The sequence below is a fragment of the Clostridium celatum genome (assembly GCF_021412605.1).
In the GTDB taxonomy this organism is placed as follows: domain Bacteria; phylum Bacillota; class Clostridia; order Clostridiales; family Clostridiaceae; genus Clostridium; species Clostridium celatum.
Window position 1 is genome coordinate 24,127 of record NZ_JAJKGM010000004.1, and the last position, 20,849, is coordinate 44,975.

A 20,849-nucleotide genomic window follows, 5' to 3' on the forward strand; every position below is an offset into this window, starting at 1 on the left:
TTTTATATGTATTAAATTAAATATTTTAGTGATTATAGCCGGAATATTTAACATATTTATAATTTATAAATATATTTTAGAAAAAGTATGTAAGAGAGGTAACAATGAAGGAATCAAATCAATATAAAATGGACAATAAAACCTTTGATGATATTATTAGAGAGTTAGAACACAAAGATATGAGCCAACGTGATCGTGGAACATTATTTGAGATATTAGTAAAGGCTTATTTTAAAACAGAACCTATGTATGCTAGATTATTTGAAGAAGTGTGGATGTTAAAGGATGTACCAGAGAAATATAATATTCCAAAGGCCGATACAGGGGTAGATTTAGTAGCATTAAATAGGGAGAATGGAGAGTTAGTTGCAATTCAATGTAAGTATTATTCAAAGGACACGAGAATACAAAAATATCATATAGATTCATTTTTGAATGAAGTAGGTAAAAGCTACTATTCTGAGGGTATAATAATCACTACAACTGATAAATGGAGCAAAAATGCTAATCAAGCTTTATTAAATAGAGATAAAAGCATTGTAAGAATTGGATTATCACAATTATATTATAGTCAAATTGATTGGTCGAAGTTTTCATTTGAAAAACCAGAACAAGTTAAGCTAAAATCATCAAAAAAACCTAGGCCACATCAGATACCAGCAATAGAAGCTGTAATTAATGGTTTTATATATAATGATAGAGGAAAATTGATTATGGCACCTGGAACAGGAAAGACATATACTTCCATGGTAATAGCTGAGGAGATGGCGGAGCAAAAAGAGGGAGTATTTAGAGTACTATATTTAGTACCTAGCATTCAGTTACTTTCACAATCACTAAGAAGTTGGACAGCAGATTCAAAGTATAATGATGATATGGATACTTTTGCAGTATGCTCAGATAGAAAAGTAACAAAAAATACAACAGGTGAAAATGATCTCGAAGATATAACTGCTGTTGATTTAGGATATCCGGCAACTACTGATTACAGTAAACTTTTACAATATCAAAGAAAACTAGAAGCTTCAAACAATAAAAGTAAATTTTTGGTTGTTTTTTCTACATATCAATCTATAGATGTAATAATTGAAGCACAAAAGAATGACTTCTATGAATTTGATTTAATAATTTGTGATGAAGCCCATCGTACTACTGGGGCAACAGAAAGTGGAAAGGAGGCTAGTGCGTTTGTAAAAATACATAATAAAGATAATGTAAAGGGAATAAAACGTTTATATCAGACTGCTACACCGAGAATTTACGGTGAAGATGCAAGAAAAAAAGCTACTGAAATGTCAATAGTTATAGCTGATATGAATGATGAAGAGATATATGGACCAGAGTTTTATAGAATTGGATTTGGGGATGCAGTAAGGAATGGTATATTAACCGATTATAAAGTAATGGTTTTAGCTGTGGATGAAAATGTTATTGCTCGTAAGTTTCAAAACCTGCTTGCAAATAATAAAGACAATGAACTCGAATTTGATGATGTTACCAAGATTATTGGTTGCTGGAATGGATTAATTAAACGTAAGAGTAATTCAAATATAATTGAATATAATCCAATGAAACGTGCTATTGCTTTTGCAGGAACAATTCGAGAATCAAAATTAATAAAGGAAATGTTTACTGAAGTTGTAGATCATTATCTTAATGGCGGGGAGTACAAACCTGGAGTAGTGAAGGTAGAAATAGATCATGCAGATGGGTCAATGAATGCATTAGAGAAAAATCAGAAAATATCATGGCTTAAAGCTTATGTACCTCCTAACACATGTCGTATTCTGTCTAATGCTAGATTTTTAACAGAAGGAATTGATATTCCAGATTTAGATGCGGTTATGTTTTTGAAACCACGTAAATCACGTATTGATATTGCACAGGCGATAGGTCGTGTCATGCGTAAAGCTGATGGAAAAGAATATGGTTATGTTATTCTTCCAATTGGAATACCAGCAGGTGCTGATGAAAATTCGGTATTGGATAAAAATGAAAGATATCAGGTTGTATGGGATGTTTTAAATGCTTTAAGGTCTATAGACGAGCGTTTTGATGCAATAATTAATAAATTAGAATTAAACAAGAATAAACCTAAACAATTAGAAGTTATTGGTGTAGGAGATGCACCGGATGAGAGTGAAGGCGGATTTCAAATTCAAACAGGTAAAGACGAACAAATAGCATTTAATTTTAATGAGGAAGAAATTTCAGATGTAGAACGTGCAATATATGGGAAGATAGTTAAAAAAGTTGGTAATGTAAGATATTGGGAAGAGTGGTCGAAAGATGTTGCCAAAATTGCTCAACAACATATTATGCGTATTAAAATAATGATAGAAGATACAAATAGTAAGGAGTATAATGAATTTTATAAGTTTTTAGCCGAATTGCGACATAACATTAATAATTCTATTTCAGAGCAACAAGCAATTGAGATGTTAGCACAACATTTAATTACAAAACCAATATTTGAAGCATTATTTGAAACTTATAGTTTCGCTAAAGATAATCCTGTTTCAAGAGCGATGGATTCTGTATTAAAAGTTATGGATGAGAACGGACTTATGAAAGAACAAAAATGTTTAGAAGACTTTTATGAAAGTGTTCGTGTGAGAGCACAAGGAATTGATAATCTTAAAGCAAAGCAAGCCATTGTTATTCAGTTATATGATAAGTTCTTTAGAACAGGATTCAAAGAAACAACTGAGCGTTTAGGAATAGTTTTTACACCTGTTGAAGTTGTTGACTTTATTATTAAATCTATTAATGATGTGTTAAAAAAATATTTTGGAAAAAATATTAGCGAGGAAGGAATTCATATACTAGATCCATTTACTGGAACTGGTACATTTATAGTTAGATTATTACAAAGTGGATTGATTTCTAAGGAAGATTTATTAAGAAAATATATGAAAGAATTTCATGCTAATGAAATTGTACTTTTGAGTTATTATATTGCAGCAATTAATATTGAAGAAACTTTCCATTCAGTAACAGAAGGTGATTATAAGCCTTTTGAAGGAATTGTATTGACTGATACATTTCAAACAACTGAAAGCAATACGAGATATGATGATGAATTGTTAAAGGAAAATAATAAAAGAATTGAAAGGCAACAGAAAGAAGATATATATGTGATAATTGGTAATCCGCCATATTCAGCAGGTCAATCCAATGAAAATGATAATAATGCCAATAATGAATACCCATGTTTAGATGAAAGAATAGCAAATACATATGCTAAATATACTAAGGCTAAAATGAAAAAAACTCTTTATGATAGCTATATTAGAGCATTTAGATGGGCGGCTGATAGAATTGGGAAAAAAGGTGTTATAGGATTTATTTCAAATGGATCATTTATAGATAGTCAAGCGACTGATGGTCTAAGAAAATGCTGGTATGATGAATTTAATTATATTTATATTTTTAATCTTAGAGGAGATGCTAGAACAGCTGGAGAGCAAAGAAGAAAAGAAGCTGGTAATATATTTGGAGATGGAAGTAGAACTTCCGTTGCTATTACGATACTTGTTAAAGATGAATCTGAAAAGCACGAAATTTATTATCATGATATAGGAGATTATTTAGGAAGAAATGAAAAATTAGAGACTATTTCTAGGCTAAAAACAATTGATGCGATTTCGTGGAGTAAAATAATACCCGATAAAAATAATGATTGGTTAAATCAAAGAGATGATAGTTTTCAATCATATTTACCATTGTACTCTGAATTAAACAATAAGATATTCAATGAAATGATGATTGGAGTTACAACTAGTAGAGATTATTGGGTTTATGGATTCTCCAAGGAAAAAACAATTAAAAATGCTGAGTATATGATTGAAAATTATAACTCAGAAATTGAACGTCTTCAAAATATAGGGCAAAGTGGTAATATTGATTTAGTAAATACTAATGGAACATTTATAAATTGGAGTAGAGCATTAAAAAATAAATTTAAAAAATCGCAAATTATTAATGCTGATAGTAGTAATGTTGTTTTAAGTCAATATAGACCTTTCTGTAAGAAATGGTTATATTATCAAAATGATATTATTGAAATGCCTAGCAAATATCATAACTTTAATATTGACCATAAAAACTTTAAATATATACAAACATTAGGATTAGGCTCTAAGAGAGAATTTTCAGTAATTATGGGTAATTATATTCCTAATTTTCATCTTATGGATACAGGAAAAGTTTTTGTTAATCAGATAAATAAAGAGTTAAATGAGAATAGGGATTATTATAATAATGAAGTGGATTCAGTTGTTAAACATTTTGGAATGAATAAAGAAGAGTTGTTTTATTATATATATGCAGTTCTACATTCTCCACAATATAAGAAAGTATATAAAAATGATTTATTTAAAGAAATACCTAGAATTCCTATTTTAAAGAACAAAAAAGAATATATTCAGACAGGATATCAATTAGCTAATTTGCATTTGAATTACGAAGAAGTAGAACCATATTTGAATGTTAAAATAGATACAAAGATTAATCCTTCATATAAGGTTCAGAAAATGAAACATCCTAAAAAGGGAGAACTAGATAAGATTATATTTAATAATGATATTACAATTTCAAATATACCAATACAGGCATATGAGTATGTTGTTAATGGAAAATCAGCTATCGAATGGATTATGGATCAATATCAAGTAAAAATAGATAAAGCATCAGGAATTGTTGATGATCCTAATTTATTTTCTGATGATGAACAGTACATATTTAATTTATTATTAAGAATAATTAATGTATCAATTCAAACTGTAGATTTGATTAATAACTTACCAAAGTTTGAAGTTGTAGATAATAATCTGGAATAAAATATTAATGTAAAAGATAGAGAATACATTTTTGTATCAAGTTAACTAGAAGCTTTGTTTGTAGATCTTCGTTAATAAAAAAAGCAAAATTAAGTTTATTGTGAAATATTGAATAGTTATATATATATTGGCAAGAATTCATATGGAGGTGTTTCATATGGATAAAAGAAAATATATTACTGAAACTGATATATTAGATAAAGAAACTAGAATAGATTTGATTATGGATATGTTAGATTTAATAATGAAAGACCATATTGAACCAGCTATAGTTGTTGAAAAAATATCTTTATCTAATAATATAAAAAAAGAATATTTAATAAGGTTATTACCAGATGTAATAGCTGAAAAAGTTAAAGTAGGTTTAATAGAGTAGATTCTAGTAAGCCTACTTTTTGTTAACTATAACTATAAGAACATCTAATTTTAATTAGGTGGTGTATATAATGAAAAAAATAGAAATAGGACAAAAAATAGGACATTTAAGAGTATTAAAAGATAATGGAGATAAGACATATTTATGTGAATGTGATTGTGGTAATAATAAATGTATCAGGAGTTATGATTATTTAACAAAAAGAAAACCTAAGAATAAAACTTGTGGATGTAGATTTGATGATATAACAGGATTAGTATCAGGACATTTAACTGCTATTAGGTATGATGGAAAAAGAAATGGAAAAACATATTGGATATGTAAATGTGATTGTAAAGCAGGAACAGAGAAAAGTATTTTATATACTTCTATTAAAAATGAATCTGTAATAAGTTGTGGATGTAGAGAAGGTAGAATAGAACATGGAATGAGGTATAGGAGTATATATAGGTCTTGGTGTTCTATGAAATATAGATGTAATAGTGAAAATTATCATAATTATCATAGATATGGTGGAAGGGGGATAACATATGATCCAAGATGGGAGGATTTTAAAGAATTCTATAAAGATATGGGAGAAGAATATGAAGAACATGTTTCTATGTATGGAGAGAAAGATACTACTTTAGATAGAATAGATGTAGATGGGAATTATAATTATGAAAATTGTAGATGGGCAACTAAGTTAGAACAAGCAAATAACAGAAGCAATAATCATTATTATAGAGGCAGCTCTATTGCAGATTGGTGTAGGATGCTTAATTTAAACAGAGATTTAGTTGATTTAAGATTAAAACGAGGTTGGAGTGAAAAGAGAGCTTTAGGATTAGAGCCAAATGGGAAGTTAATAAAAGTAGTATTAAACGTAGCTAAAAGTATGGGTGATGAAGAAAAAGTAAAGATATTAGAAGAGTTGTTAAAATAAAAGGTTGGAAAATATAAAGATCAAACAAGTAATAAAATATAGCTTGTCTGATCTTTATATTTAATCTAAATTATACATATCTTCTATTGTATCATTATCAGGATTATAACCATTATCTCTCATAAAGTCATCAGTGGAATATATATCATAATCTGAATAAGAGGAACTTCTTAAAGTAGATTTTTCTTTTTGAGGAATGACTTCAATAATGGCACCGATGAGTTCACCACTATAATTTAAAACATAATCTAGTTTAGTTTCTTTGGAATAGCGTGTATACTCAAATGATTTGAATAAATCACCATTCTCATGTTTTACATAGAATCTTAAAGTTTCTTGTCCATAATATACTGAAGCTAGTGTATCCAATTCTATAATATCATAAAAAATATCTAATTTTTGAACTGTTTTATCAATTGAAACAAAGTGAATAAAGAATTTTTTTGGTGAATAATCATATTCTGGCATACCCCAACTATCAACATAACTTACTTCCCAGGGTTGTTTTTCACACATTTTTTTGAAAAGATGCTCTATAACTCTATCAGGAAGTGGACGTGTATTAATATAACCAAGGCATTTATTAAATCCTTTTAATCTATATTCAATTAAATCTAATTTGTAATCAAGTATTTCCATAGTAGTATCCTCCTTAAAAGTATTAACAATATTATACTATAAAATGATAATTTTGTTAATATAAGTAGAATTTAATAATAAAATATAAGATATGAGAGATTAAATTTATCTTATATTTAGAAATAAATAGCTGAAAGTATTTTTAATAACCTATATGTTTTTTATGAAGGTACAAAAAAATAACTGAAAAGTATATATATAGATATGAATAGAGGATAAAAATTAGGAGGACAATAATATGTCAAATAAAGCACTATCATTATTATTATCAAGCAATACAGATAAGTTTAAAAAGCCTACTAAGGAAGTTGAACTTACAAGATTATCAGAAGCTTTAGGAGAACCATTTTTATGTACTGTACAAGCTATAGATATGAATCAGTTTAAAGAGATTTTGAGAGAAACTGGAGATCATTCTGCTGAATCAAGTATAGAGGCAGCTCAATTAGCTGTTAAAATGGGACTTATTGACCCAAAACTTACTGATAAGGAATTACAAAGACATTTTAATGCACCTAATTATAAAGAGCTAATGAATAAAATGTTTTTAACTGGTGAAATAATGGAGTTATCAGAAGCTATTATGGATATTTCTAAGTTAACTCCAGAGGAGAAAAAGAAAATTAAAAAAAAGTAGTAGAAGATGTTGAGTTTTATCATGCTTATTGGTTATGGAAACATAATTATATAAATAAGCCTAGTGAATATTTTAATATGGAATTAATAGATCAAGATATATTAAAAGTATTTATAGAAAAAAGAGAAGAGGACAATCAAGAGCAGTTTAAAAATGCAGCTAAGATGGTTAAAGATTGTAAAGATCCATATTCTCTTATAGGGCAACTATTATTTAATATGTTATACGTGCAATTAAGCTAACATATATAAAGAGGCGTTGATTCTCATTAATAGAGAGTTAGTGCCTCTTATTTTTATATATTTAAAATTAACTAAATTTAAGAAAGGAAATGATTGATATGGCAAAAACATATGCAGCAGAATTGCTGCTAAAGAATAAAGGTTTAATAGAAAGTCTTAATCAAGCCGTTAAAAAGACAAAAGAATTAAAGACTGAATTAAATAATATATCTAAAACTACTGTTAAAGTAGAAGCTAAACTTGGTTCAAGTTTTAAAAATGTAGAAGCTAATATAAATAGAATTACACCTAAATCTAAAACTATTAAGATAGAAGCCACTGAAAATGTGACTAAGACAATGAACAATATAAGCAGAAATATGTTTGAAATGTCTAATAAGATGAATTCTACTATAAATTCATCCATGAAAGGTTTAAGTACAAGATTATCAGCTTCTTTACCTAAATTACAAGCTATGTCTAATACTATGGCAGCTATAGCTAATACAAGTAGACTTATGAAAGCTGCTTCTGGTGCTAGTGCTTTAGCTGGTGCAGGAGTTGGACTTGCAGGTGTAGCAGCTTTAAGAAGAAATACTACTGTAAATAATACTCCTGTTAGTACAAATACTAACAATCTATCTATATTAGACAGATTAAAAAATATGGGGTCAAGTATAATGAATGTTGCAAAAAGACTTGGAACAGGTTTTACAAGTGGATTTGCTGATGCAATGGCTTCTGGATCTCGAAGAATTGGAAGTGCGATTCAAAGATGGGGGAACATAAGTATTGACTCTGATGGTATATTCGCTGATATTGATGGAAAATTAGGCAAAATGATTGAACATCAAAAGACAAAGTTGGAAGAGTTAGGCAAATTAAATCCTTTAAAAAATTGGAAAACTGCTCCTAGTGATATAGGATTCTTTAGAGAATGGCAATCATCTACTGCTAAAATGGCTGCTTGGTCTGCATCAGCATTTAAAGAAATGGTTCAAGATGCGAAACAAGCATTAGGAACTGCTGCTGAATGGGTTAGACAAAAATGGAATAATAGTGTTTTCTCACAAATGATTCAAAGAGGTAAAACTGCATTCAACGACTTAAAGCAAACAGCCATATCTAAAATCGAAGCTATTAGTAATAAAGCAAAGCAATTAGCTTATTCATTCAAGTACGCTTGTGATAGAGGAGTTTATTTCTTCACTTATTTTGCAACAAAAGCAATTAAGCCTATAGTTACAGTTGCTAATGCTATAAAATCAAAAATATCTTCTGCATTCAATTCAGTTAAGAGTGCAGCTAGTAGAGTAGCTAGTGCAATACCTCAACCAATTAAAAATGCTTTCTCTAAAGTAACTAATTTTGCTAAAAATGCAGCTTCTAAGTTTATGTCAGCATTTAAATCTGCAGCAGGAGCAGCAGGTTCTGCAATAGTTAGTGGTTTAAATTCTGCATTTAATAAAGTAAAATCTATAGCTAGTGGAGTTGCTAAAGCAATAGCAGCAGCATTTACTGCAGCAGTAGCTGTTGGTGTTAAAGATATGGCTACTCAAGAACAATACATTACTTCTATGACACACTTTATATCTGTAGATGATGCTAAAACTAATGGTACTAATACTATTACTATGGATCAAGCTAAAGAAAGAGCTACTGGGTTATTTGATTGGGGAACTAAATTTGCTAATTCTACTCCATTTGGTAATGCAGAAGTGTATTCAGCTATTAATAGAATGACACAAATATTTGGATATGGTACAGATGGTAGTCAAATTCAAAAAATGGTTAAATTAGTTGGAGATATGGCAGCATTAAATCCAGGTAAGACTATGAGTGATGCTGCAGAAGCTATAGCTGACTTAGCTGTAGGAGAAACAGAGAGAATGAAAGAGTTTGGTTTTAAGATTTCTCAAGATGAATTAAAAACTCTTGCAGGAGTTCCAGGACAATCAGATTCATTAACTAATGAACAATTATTAACTGCATTTGGCAAGATGACATCTTCTGGAGGAGCTTTATTTGAAACATTTGATGGTGGAGCAGATGCTTTAGCTGGAACTTTGGCAGGTAGATGGTCTACTTTCACAGGTCAATTCAGACAAATGATGGTTGATGCAGTTACTCCATTTCAAGATATATTGAAAAATACTTTAGAAAAAGCTATTGACTTTATTAATGGAGATTTTGCAACTAAGTTTACTGGAGCATTTTCTACTATTGCTTCATTTATAGGTGATTTAATGGCAGGAGATAGTTCTAACTTCCCTATCATAGAAAACTTATTAAATGCTGCAGAAAAATTAAGAGAGGCTGTATCACCAGTTTTTGATACAATAATTGAACAGTATGGTAAACTATTTGATTCTGCTTCTGAAAGCTTTGGTGGCATGGGTGGAATTATAGAAGGAACAGCTAAATTTATAGCTGATATCATTTCTGGATTAGCACCAATATTAGAGCTTGTTGCTCCAATATTTAATACACTTAAAGAAACAGCTATAGCAGTATGGCCTGTAGTCCAAGGTGTTATAGATGTAGCTGCTCAAATAATTAAAGATGTAGTTGAAAAGTTACAACCAGTATTTAGTGCTGTTGACCAAATCATACAAGTGATAGGACAAACTGTTGCTGATATATGGCCTAGTATTCAAGAAACTATATTAAATGTATGGAACAATCTACAACCTGCACTAGATTTATTTAGTTCTTTAGCACAATTAATAGCTGATATATTTGTAGTAGCATGGCCTCCAATTGCAGGAGTAGTTGAAGAATTATGGAATATAATCGATCCAATCTTTGAAGGAATAGCTGATATTCTTGGAAAAATATGTGGATGGCTAGATAAAGCTGTAGAAGGATTTAGCAATCTGATGAACAAAGTTAAAGATTCTAAATGGAATCCATTTAACTGGTTTGGTGGTGAAGATGATAGCTCTCAAAATGCTTATGGTAAAGATAGAGTTCCTTATGATGGATATAAAGCTTCTCTACATGAAGGTGAAAGAATCTTAACATCAAGACAAGCTACTCAAATGGATGCAGGTCTTTTAGGTACTGGAGGGAATATTACTAATACAATATCTATTAGTGTAAATGGTAGTGGAGATCCAGATGCTACTGCTAGACTTGTAGTTCAAAGACTTAAAGAAACTTTGGAGAATACTTCTGTAAAATCTTTTATTTAGAAGTATATATATTTGTATAGAGGAGAGAGTAAAAATGCTTTCTCTTCTATACAAAGTGAAAGGAGAATTAATATGGAATTTTGGTTTATACAAGGTAATGAAAAGTATCAACTACCTGCTCCTCCTTCTGAATTTACACTAACAAGTTCACATAATCATCAAGATGTTAATGTTTATAAAACTGGAGATTTAGCACTATGGGGGCCTAAAAACTTGGATACTATTACAATTCAATCTTTCTTTCCTAATCCTAAGACTGGTAGAAAATATAAATGTTCTTATGGAGAGCCTTGGGATGTTGTTAAAATGATTAATAGATGGAGAGATAGTGGTAAAACTACTAAGTTGTTAATTACTGATACTGATATTAATATGGAATGTCTTATAGATAAATTTGATTATGGTGTAGACAATGGTATCAATGATGTTAATTTTATCATTACCTTTAGACAATATAGAAAGGTTACTATACCTAAAGTAATAGAAAATAATAATGTTATAGTTAATCAAACTACATCTAATAAAACAGAACCTAGCATAACTAATCAAGCTACAAGTGTAGGTACTAGAACTCATACAGTAGGTGCCAATGACACTTTATGGGGAATAGCCAAGAAATACTATGGAGATGGTTCTAAGTGGTCTACTATATGGAATGCTAATAAGCCTATGAAATCTGGAAACCCAAATATTATTTATCGTGGGGAAATAGTAAAAATACCATAGGAGGATTAGATATGAAGATAATATTATACAAAAATCAATCAAATGTCTCCTATGATATTACTGATTATGTAGATGGCATAACTTGGTCTGGAGATTATCAACAAGTTGCTAGGACTTTAGATATAGGTATTCTTTACCCTACTAATGATATGAATTATGACAGAGTTAATATAGAAGTAGGAGATAAGGTTAGGTTATATGAATATGATTTAGAATTGTTCAGAGGAATAGTTTGGTCGAAAAATATAGATAGTTCTTCTCAATTTTTAAAGATAACTTGCTATGATGATTTAATCTACATGACTAAGAGCCAAATTGCTAAAGTATATACTGGTGTTACTCCAGAAGCTGTTACTAAACAATTATGTAGTGAATTTAATATTACTGCAGGAAGTTTAGCTTCTACAGGATGCAGTAGAAATTATATTGCTTTAGGACAAACTCCTTATGATGTTATTCAAGCTTCATATACACATGCATCTAAACAAAATGGTAAAAAATATATGCCTAGAATGATGAATGGTAAGCTTCATGTAATAGAAAAAGGAACATCTCAAGCTAATGTAATACTTGACCCAAAATATAATTTACAAAACATTAAATATGACCAATCTTTAGAGAAGATGATTAATAGTGTTATAGTTTATAAATCAGATGATGGAACTATAGTTCTTACTGAACAAAACAGTACATGGATAAATAAGTATGGTAAACTTCAAAAAACATTGACTTATGAAGAAGAAAAAGATAATAGAGCTTTAGCTAAGAAACAACTTTCTGATTTGGAGAGAAAGGCAGAAGCTAAAGCATTTGGGCATCCAGGTTGTATTGCAGGAAATATTGTTTATGTTAGAGATGAACATACAGGTCTTATAGGCAAGTTTTATATAGATAGTGATAGTCATACCTGGAATCAAGGTGTTCATAATATGACACTTACTTTAAACTTTGAGAATTTAATGGATGAAAAGGAGCTTGAAGAAGAATTACAAAAAAATGATAGTGGAGATAATTCAAGTGATAGTTCATCAAGAAGTGATTCTGGAATTAAAAATAATGCTACATTAAACACTTGGTATCACACTAATATTCCTGGGCATGGTGCAGATGTTAACCCAGGTTAAGATAGGAGGAAGATATTATGGCAACGGTTAATAATCCATATAGTGATTTATTAGGTATTATGGCTTTACAAGGAGCTGTTAATAATCCACCAGGACTTAAATTAGGAACTATAAAGTCTATAAATCCTCTTATTGTTGGAGTAGATGGGTTAGAACTTAATGAATCATTTGTTAGGGTGGCTGAACATTTAAAGCCACATACGAGACAAGCTAAATTAAATGGTAGCTTTAATATAAAATTAAATACTGCATATATTCCTACTATCAGTAGTTACAATATGCCTAGTAAAAGCATAGGACTTACAGCTACATCTACAGTAACTAATGGAAATCTAGAGCCAGTTAATGTATCAGTTAAGACTACTATAAACAATGACAGCCATAATCATGGTTCTCATAGTCATACTGCAAGTAGTTTAAATAGTGTAGTTGGTACTGGTAGCTTTACTGGCTCTATAGAATATACTGATTGGGCAATAAAAGCTGGAGATATAGTTGTGGTATTAAGTAGTAATGATAAACAAAGCTATGTAGTTATAGCTAAAATATAACAGGGTCAATTTTTGACTGGTTAAAATCTTACTCGGAAATTTTAACGAGTGAAATTAAGAAAGGAGAATTAATATGTTCGACTTATATAAAGAAGAAAGTACAGATACTACAGAGTCTATACCAAGAGAATATAAATACGATTTTGCCGAGAGAAAAATTGCTCTGGTTAATGGTAGTCCACAATGGGCAGAAGGATTAGAAGCTATTAAGATATGGATATTTAAGACTTTATTAGTTCAAAGAGGGAAGTATATGGCTTATAGTTTTAATTATGGGCAAGATTATGAAGATTTAATTGGTAGCGGTTTTAGTGCCGCTGCATTAACGAGTGAAGCTAAAAGAATGACAGAAGAGGCTTTATTTGATAATGAAAATATAATTAAGATAGAAGAATTTGAAGCCAATATTGGTAAAGACAAAGTGGAATTAAGCTTTGTTGCTGTAACCAAATATGGAAATACTACTATGGAGGTAAATATATAATGTTTGAGAATATTAATGAAAGTTTTATACTTAATAGAATGAAGCAATCTATATCTAATGGTATAGATACTGCTGAAGGTACTTTTACTCATGACTTACTTAGTCCTAGTGCTAATGAGATTGCCAGATTATATAGTCAAATGGATTATGCAATTAGTCAAGCTTTCTTAGTTACTGCAGAAGGTGAAAGACTTACTAATAAATCGCTTGAGTTTGGTGTTGAAAGAAAAGATTCTCAAAAAGCTATTGGTATTGTTACTTTTTATGGGACAGCAGGTACTAGAATACCTACTAGCACAATTGTATCAACTATATCTGGTCTTCAATTTGAAACTATTGAAGAAGCTACCATTATTTCTGAATCAGTAGATGTTAAAGTACAAGCTATATCAGCAGGAGAACAATACAATATAGAATCATATGTTATTAAAAGCTTAAATACATCCATAGGTGGAGTAACTAAAGTTGAAAATAGCGAAAGATTTGTTGGTGGAAGATTATTAGAAACTGATGAAGAACTAAGAACTAGAACATTTGAAAAGATTAATTATCCATCTGCTTCTGGTAATGCACAACATTATAGAGACTGGGCATATGAAGTTAATGGCGTAGGTGCTGTTAAGGTTATACCTGTTTGGGAGGGACCAGGAACTGTTAAAGTAGTTATAGTTGATTCAAATAAGAAACCTGCTAATTCTGCTTTAATATCAGAAGTGCTTGAAAATATAGAAGAAAATAGACCAATAGGTGTAGCGGTTACTGTAGATACAGCTACTACTGTTCCTTTTACTTTGAGCATTAGTGTTAAACAATTTGGTTCAAGACCTTTTGATGAAATAAGAGAAGTTATTACTGAGAAAGTAGAAGCTTATATAAAAGAGGTTGCTTTTGTTAAAGAAACCGTTAGTTATAACAAAATAATTGCAATATTAGAATCCATAACTGAAATAGCAGAATATAAGGATGTAAAAATAAATAATTTAAGTAGTGGACAAGATTTAGCTCTTACATCTACTGAAATAGCAGAATTAGAAAGGATTGATATATATGCTTACAACTAATAATATGTTAAGTCAATTACCAAGTTTTATAGCAGAAGATCCATATGTTAAAGAATTATTAACATCTAAGAATCGAGAAGTAAACTTAATAGATGAAGTACAAGAAGATATATTAAAACAATTCAATGTAGATACAGCAACTTGGGGATTAAGTTGGTGGGAAAGAAGCTTAGGAATAGCTAATAATGGATATATTCCTAGCTACTACATTCAAGAAAGTGATCCTACTATTAAATACTTTGGTGAATGGCAAAGAGTTGATTTAAGAGATGAAGATAGTAAATTCAGTAATGATCTAAATGGTATAGTTATGAGAGCTGATTCTACTAAGAAGAATTGGTTTGAATTTAAATTCTATGGCACTGGTTTTAAGATGTATAAGTCTTCTGTTTCTACTGAAAGTTTTGGTTTTGAAATCTTAATAGATGGCGTAAAATATACTGAGAACTATTTAGACTATCAATCTAAAGTATATGAAACTGTATTCTTTGAAAAAATTGATTTAAATGCTGGTTATCATACTATTAGATTTACTTTATTTCCTTATAATGCTGATCCATATGCTAAATATGAAAGATGCTCTTTTGACAAAGTGTTAATATTAGATACTTCTGCTGATGATTATGATAGAAGAAGAACTATTATTAAATCAAGATTAATGCCGATAACTAGTGTTACTAATAAAACCATCTTAGATTTAGCTAAACTTTATGGTTTTGAAATAAAAATTAATGAAGAAGATACTTATGTTTATTCTTTAACTTTTCCTCAAAATTCTAATGTTGATACAGGTCTTAGAAAACAACTTCTATTAGATTTAAATAATATAATGCCATCTCATATCTTATTAAAAAATAAATTCTTTGTTTCTACCTTCTATGATATTAGGGAACATGCTATTACTTGGGACGAAATGAACCTTTTATTTACTTTTGAAGACTTCTTAGCTAATAATAAACCAGATGTTTTTGATAAATACAGATACATGACTAAATACTTACTTCAATCTAAATTTCATATAGATAAGTTTAATTATGATTATGAAACAGTAGATAGACTTAAAGATGAACTTATAGTAAATAATCTACATGATGATATTGAATCAGATAATAGAGTTATAGATGGGAATTTAGTATGGAGTAGTTCTTTAGGCTTTAGTAATACTTCTGATATTAATAGTCAGTTCAAAACGTTAAATACTATGCTATTAACAGATAAAAAGAGAAATAAGCTTACGACTATTACTAATGGTAGAAGCTATGATAATGAATCTATTGATTTAGTTATTAATAACTTTGTTGATAGTAAGAATAAGTTAGCAAAATCAACTAAGAACCATGCTGCTATGAATAGTGGAGCTACTGTAGATAACTCCTTTGTAGATATTGTAGATTCTACTGCTAATTTAACTAATGTAAGCTTAGATACAGCTACTACAGGTGATTTGCCACAATATTTAGTAAAAGGTAAGGTAGCATATAAAAAGACTTATAATGGATTAGAAAAGGTAGTAGGAACCATGGAAACATACAGCCCTAGTGAATTCTATAATAACATTTATAAGTATCCTAATGGAACTTCAATCAATAATATATGTTTAGAAAGGGATTATGTTGTAGCGAAGGAGCCAGAATTAAAAGCAGAAAACATTCAAAAAGGAAAAATAATATTTGGAGTAACTGGAACACTAACTACAGTAGATTCTACTTACAATAAGGGCGATACCTTATTTGAGTGGCAAATAGAAAACCTGGGAGAAAGTTATAAGATTATTGGCTAATAGTATATATATGTAAATATGAAGAGTGCAAATTTTTTACTCTTAAAATAAATTTAGGAGGACAAATGTATGGCAAATAAAACACCTAATATTGGTTTGACTTTATTTGAAAGAGGAGATAGGCCAGACAATGAATTGTTCAATGGAAATAATTTATTAATTGATACTGCTTTACATGAAGCATCTACACATACTCATAATGGTATTAATTCAGCAAAGATTCAAGCTACTGATGTTAAGTTCAGTAATTATGATACGGGTCTCTCAGCTACTAATATTGAAGATGCTGTAAAAGAGGTTTTTCCCGTTGCCAATAGAAAGATAGATTGGATTGTTAACTCTATTGGCAAAACTACAGACGGTTTTAACAATCCAGATAGAAGAGTTAATGAAATAGAAGATGATTTTTCTAAAGCTAGAACAAAAGTCATTAATAACTTAAATAATGCACCTTTATTTTCTACTAATAAACTTGATTCTACATCTTCTATTGATGATGTAACCGAAGCTATTAATAATCTTAAATTTAAAGATGCTACTGCTACTAAAGAAGATTTTATTTCTACTTCTAAAATGTATACAAAATATGGAGTTGCTGAACAAGGGGCTATGCCTAGTAATGGTGAAACTACTGTTTATCCTACTGGTTATATGGATGTAGTTATTCCTAAAGGTGGTTACACATCATTAATACTTAAAGGCTTTGGAGTAGAAGATCCTGCAGCTTATATTAAAAAAGGTAAAACCATTTTTGGGGTTACTGGTAGACTTGAATCAGATAATCCCACTGGTTGGAATGTTGGAGATAGTATTGCTAAAGAAAAGTTAACAACTACTAATACTAATACATGTTTCATTAAGAAGATGTCAGATACTAAAGCAGGTTTTTATTCTTCTTATCAAGCTATTAATATATTCAATAGAGAATGGAAGCATTTTAAAGTTGATGTTGTTAGTGGTAAATTAAACTTTACCTTCTATTCAGAAGACTTTACTGGACAAATATCTCAAACTGTATCTAATACAAGTGGTATAGAAGAAATATACTCTAATCCTTATACTAATGAAAGTTTAATTATGCATAGAAGAGGGTATTTAAGTTATAATGATAGATTCTGGGGCGAAAGAAGACCAGAATACTTCTTTATATTATGCAGAAAGAATAGTAGGGATTGTATCTTAGCTATATGGTATGATTCATTAAATTCTACTTTTGAATGTTTTGGTGAAATAACTATTGCTAGTAAATATGTTATCCAAGGATTTGTATACGATAAAAATGAATATAATGATTTTAATAACAACTTTATGGCTTTTGGTTATAATAAAGAAACTGATAGAGATGTTGACTTAAAACTATTCGTTGAAGATAACTACAACTCTTCTGATAGTACTTTTAAGCCTACTCTAGCTAATACTACTCCTATTGATAGAGGGTTAGGAGATAATTACATCAAGAAGTCTACTGATGATTATTTATTATTTGATGGTGGTACATTAACTGATGATGGTATACAGTTCAACAAAGGTGAATCTGTAGATATTAAAGGCTTTACTAAATACTATCAAAATGCTTATTTTGAGTTCTTTAATGCTTCATCTTCATCTTCTCAAGTTAAAGTAACTTTATATACTAAAACGGGCAGCACCTCTTATACGTATGATACTACAAAAAGTGGTGGAGCAGAATATTGGTCAATAAACATATGGAATACAATAACATCAATGAAAGTAGAATGTACACAAGGTAGCATAATAGTAGGAGGAATATCTGAAACAGATGCTACAAGTGATAATATGTTATTTACAGAAGAGTGGGGCTTTATGGGAGAAGATGTTATAAGACTTCCTATAGGTAGAGGTAAATTTATATATGCTTATCCAAATACAGCATCTAACTATAGTTACAAATGTTATACTAACCTTGTATATAATAATAAAGTTACTCATGTTGCAGATTTATATGTAGGTAGAGATATAAAGCTTAATGATTATAATTTTAATACATTTAGAATGAGTGCTAAAGGTGGATATATTTATTCAACTTATTATGACACAAGAAACTATACAGAAGGTAACTATATTGGAAGAGTTTATACTAATGTAAGAAAAATATTCAGATATGATATTAATTCTTCTAATGATCTTACAGTAATTAGTAATGGTAGTTCAGTATCTAACTTTAAACCTTTTGTTCCTATGTATATTAGTTCAACGGGTAAGGTAGTAGGAATAGAAAGAAGTTTAACACCTCAAAAATATGCGTATTTATGCAGTATGGATATATCTACATGTATTACTAGTAATGTTATGGATGAATGGTCAGAGACTGAAAAAAGAACTCATATAGAAGAGTTAAGAGTGAGTGATGATGGAAATACTAGAAATGCTTTGAGAATGTTTACTGGAGTAACTGAATGTTATAGAGGACAACAACTTGTGACGAATATGTTATTAGGTAATATTATTTATAGCAAAACAAGTAATGCTAGTAAAACATATTCTATAATTGAAGGAATTAGAGAAATTAATAGTGATTATAATGTACAACATGGTTTCTTGAGCTTATATAATAGAATGTTTACTATAAATTCTACAAGGCAATAACTTAACGGAGGATATAATAAAATGGATAAAGACAATAAGAAAATAATTGTTAAACCAACTAAAAAGGATATCTCTCAAGGGTTATTAAAAGAGAGCATGTCAAAAGATATAAAAGAAGAACATATGGGGGCAGAAATAATGGAAGATGATCCATTATATTGCTTGTATTTAGATACAGTTGAATATAAAAGTTTATTAGATAAGAAAGAATATACAATTGATAAAAATGGAAGAGTTTTATTAGGTAAATATAGAAATAAACAACTTGCCATAATAAATACTTTTAAATATGTAAATAGAGGATTACTTGTTAGCTTAGTTGTAATCTAAAAAAGGATATACACATTAAAGCGTGTATAAAAGGTGACAAAACATGAATGAAAAATTTAATATTATTTTTGCGGCCAGTGGTGCTGTAATTGGATATTTATTTGGAGGATTAGATACTTTACTTGAAGTCTTCTGCATAATTCTTGTTTTAGATACATTTACAGGAATGTTTAAGTATTATTATAAAGGTGAATACCAAAGTAAATTATTTAGGAAAGGCTTATGGAAGAAATGTGGATATATGTTAGCTGTAATTCTTGCAGTTCAATTAGATAGACTTATTGGCGATACTGGTGCTTTAAGATCGGCTTTATTATTCTGTTTGATAGCTAATGAAGGGACAAGTATTGTTGAAAACTTAGGGCAGATAGGTGTACCATTTCCAGAAACGATTATTAATGCTATATATGTATTAAAAGATAAAGGGGAAAAAAATTCTAATATATAGGTACACAAAGAGCGTTAAACAGTATATATATTATGGTGAGAAAAGGAATTGATAGAATAAAGTTATTTTTCTCTCTTATTTTATATTATCCTCTAAATATTATTCTATTCATAATCAACATATCTCTCGCAGTCAGAAATGGCTGCTTCTTTTATATAATTCATATCTTTAATCATAGGAGGTTATATTATGGCAAAATTTATTATTGATGCAGGTCATGGTGGAAGTGATTCTGGTGCAACTTATAATAGAAGAAAAGAGTCTAACGATGTTTTAAGATTAGCTTTAAGAGTAGGTGAATTGTTAAAGAAAAATGGGCAGACTGTATTATATACAAGAGAATCGGATAAAGCAGTAAGTTTATCAGAAAGAAGTGCATTTGAAAATAAAAATGGATGCGATTATTTTGTAAGTATTCATAGAAATGCTTATCAACCAGAGGCGGCTAAAGGAATAGAAACACATATTTATAGTAAGGGTAATGCTGCTGAACAATTAGCTAATAAAGTAAATTTAGAATTAGTTAATGTTGGATTTGTTGATAGGAAAGTTAAAGTATCTAATTTTCATGTATTAAGGGAAACTAAAAATCCTGCAGTATTAATCGAAGTGGGATTTATTGATAATAGTTCAGATAATAGATTATTTGATAGCAAGTTTGAAGCTATAGCACAAGGTATAGCAAGAGGTTGTTTGAAACAAATAGGTAAAGAGTTAACTACAAATAACAATACAACTGATGATATTTACTTTAGAGTTATTTGTGGCAGTTATAAAGACAGAAATAATGCTTTGGCTCGACAGAATAAATTAAAAAAAGCAGGTTTTGATTCTTTTTTAGAAGTATTAGGAAAATAGAAAAAGAATAGTATAATATATTACATAATAGTATTTTTAAGGAGATA

The 20,849-nt window shown here is 29.5% G+C and carries 17 protein-coding genes; 16 read left to right on the plus strand and 1 reads right to left on the minus strand.

The window, feature by feature from the left end:
* The first annotated feature begins 104 nt into the window (after positions 1-104).
* From LPC13_RS02845 to LPC13_RS02855, 3 genes are all read left to right on the plus strand, one after another.
* A complete protein-coding gene (locus tag LPC13_RS02845; protein WP_234088564.1) occupies positions 105-4,841 on the plus strand; it encodes a DEAD/DEAH box helicase in 4,737 nt (1,578 codons plus the stop codon).
* Positions 4,842-4,998: 157 nt separating this feature from the next.
* Positions 4,999-5,217, plus strand: a complete 219-nt coding sequence (locus tag LPC13_RS02850) for a hypothetical protein (RefSeq protein ID WP_234088565.1) — start codon at positions 4,999-5,001, stop codon at positions 5,215-5,217.
* A 70-nt stretch (positions 5,218-5,287) separates the two neighbouring features.
* Positions 5,288-6,142, plus strand: a complete 855-nt coding sequence (locus tag LPC13_RS02855) for a hypothetical protein (protein WP_234088566.1) — start codon at positions 5,288-5,290, stop codon at positions 6,140-6,142.
* A gap of 60 nt (positions 6,143-6,202) precedes the next feature.
* Here LPC13_RS02855 and LPC13_RS02860 read toward each other — a convergent pair whose 3' ends face one another.
* Positions 6,203-6,781, minus strand: a complete 579-nt coding sequence (locus LPC13_RS02860; protein WP_234088567.1) for a hypothetical protein — start codon at positions 6,779-6,781, stop codon at positions 6,203-6,205.
* Positions 6,782-7,019: 238 nt separating this feature from the next.
* Between LPC13_RS02860 and LPC13_RS02865 the strand changes: the two genes are divergently transcribed.
* The 13 genes from LPC13_RS02865 (at position 7,020) to LPC13_RS02925 (ending at position 20,802) form a co-directional block, all read left to right on the plus strand.
* The gene (locus tag LPC13_RS02865; protein ID WP_234088568.1) at positions 7,020-7,418 is read left to right on the plus strand and encodes a phage tail assembly chaperone; all 399 of its coding nucleotides are present in this window, start codon (positions 7,020-7,022) and stop codon (positions 7,416-7,418) included.
* A 77-nt stretch (positions 7,419-7,495) separates the two neighbouring features.
* Positions 7,496-7,660, plus strand: coding sequence for a hypothetical protein (locus LPC13_RS02870; protein ID WP_234088569.1), 165 nt, complete (start codon positions 7,496-7,498; stop codon positions 7,658-7,660).
* A 98-nt stretch (positions 7,661-7,758) separates the two neighbouring features.
* Positions 7,759-10,833 (plus strand): phage tail protein, encoded by a 3,075-nt coding sequence (locus LPC13_RS02875; RefSeq protein WP_234088570.1) that lies wholly within the window; start codon positions 7,759-7,761, stop codon positions 10,831-10,833.
* Positions 10,834-10,905: 72 nt separating this feature from the next.
* Entirely contained in the window at positions 10,906-11,559 is a 654-nt protein-coding gene (locus tag LPC13_RS02880; protein ID WP_234088571.1) for a LysM peptidoglycan-binding domain-containing protein, read from the plus strand.
* An 11-nt stretch (positions 11,560-11,570) separates the two neighbouring features.
* Positions 11,571-12,683, plus strand: a complete 1,113-nt coding sequence (locus LPC13_RS02885; protein ID WP_234088572.1) for an XkdQ/YqbQ family protein — start codon at positions 11,571-11,573, stop codon at positions 12,681-12,683.
* A gap of 17 nt (positions 12,684-12,700) precedes the next feature.
* Entirely contained in the window at positions 12,701-13,234 is a 534-nt protein-coding gene (locus LPC13_RS02890; protein WP_234088573.1) for a DUF2577 family protein, read from the plus strand.
* A gap of 73 nt (positions 13,235-13,307) precedes the next feature.
* Positions 13,308-13,718 (plus strand): DUF2634 domain-containing protein, encoded by a 411-nt coding sequence (locus LPC13_RS02895; protein WP_234088574.1) that lies wholly within the window; start codon positions 13,308-13,310, stop codon positions 13,716-13,718.
* Positions 13,718-14,779, plus strand: coding sequence for a baseplate J/gp47 family protein (locus LPC13_RS02900; protein WP_234088575.1), 1,062 nt, complete (start codon positions 13,718-13,720; stop codon positions 14,777-14,779). The genes LPC13_RS02895 and LPC13_RS02900 overlap by 1 nt, the downstream gene beginning before the upstream one ends.
* Positions 14,766-16,559 (plus strand): putative phage tail protein, encoded by a 1,794-nt coding sequence (locus tag LPC13_RS02905; protein ID WP_234088576.1) that lies wholly within the window; start codon positions 14,766-14,768, stop codon positions 16,557-16,559. The genes LPC13_RS02900 and LPC13_RS02905 overlap by 14 nt, the downstream gene beginning before the upstream one ends.
* Before the next feature lie 69 nt (positions 16,560-16,628).
* The gene (locus LPC13_RS02910) at positions 16,629-19,166 is read left to right on the plus strand and encodes a hypothetical protein (RefSeq protein ID WP_234088577.1); all 2,538 of its coding nucleotides are present in this window, start codon (positions 16,629-16,631) and stop codon (positions 19,164-19,166) included.
* A gap of 21 nt (positions 19,167-19,187) precedes the next feature.
* Positions 19,188-19,496, plus strand: a complete 309-nt coding sequence (locus tag LPC13_RS02915; RefSeq protein WP_234088578.1) for a hypothetical protein — start codon at positions 19,188-19,190, stop codon at positions 19,494-19,496.
* Between the two features lie 43 nt (positions 19,497-19,539).
* On the plus strand, positions 19,540-19,944 hold the full coding sequence (locus LPC13_RS02920; RefSeq protein ID WP_234088579.1) for a phage holin family protein: 405 nt from the start codon (positions 19,540-19,542) through the stop codon (positions 19,942-19,944).
* A 189-nt stretch (positions 19,945-20,133) separates the two neighbouring features.
* Positions 20,134-20,802, plus strand: a complete 669-nt coding sequence (locus LPC13_RS02925) for an N-acetylmuramoyl-L-alanine amidase (RefSeq protein WP_234088580.1) — start codon at positions 20,134-20,136, stop codon at positions 20,800-20,802.
* Positions 20,803-20,849: the final 47 nt, after the last annotated feature.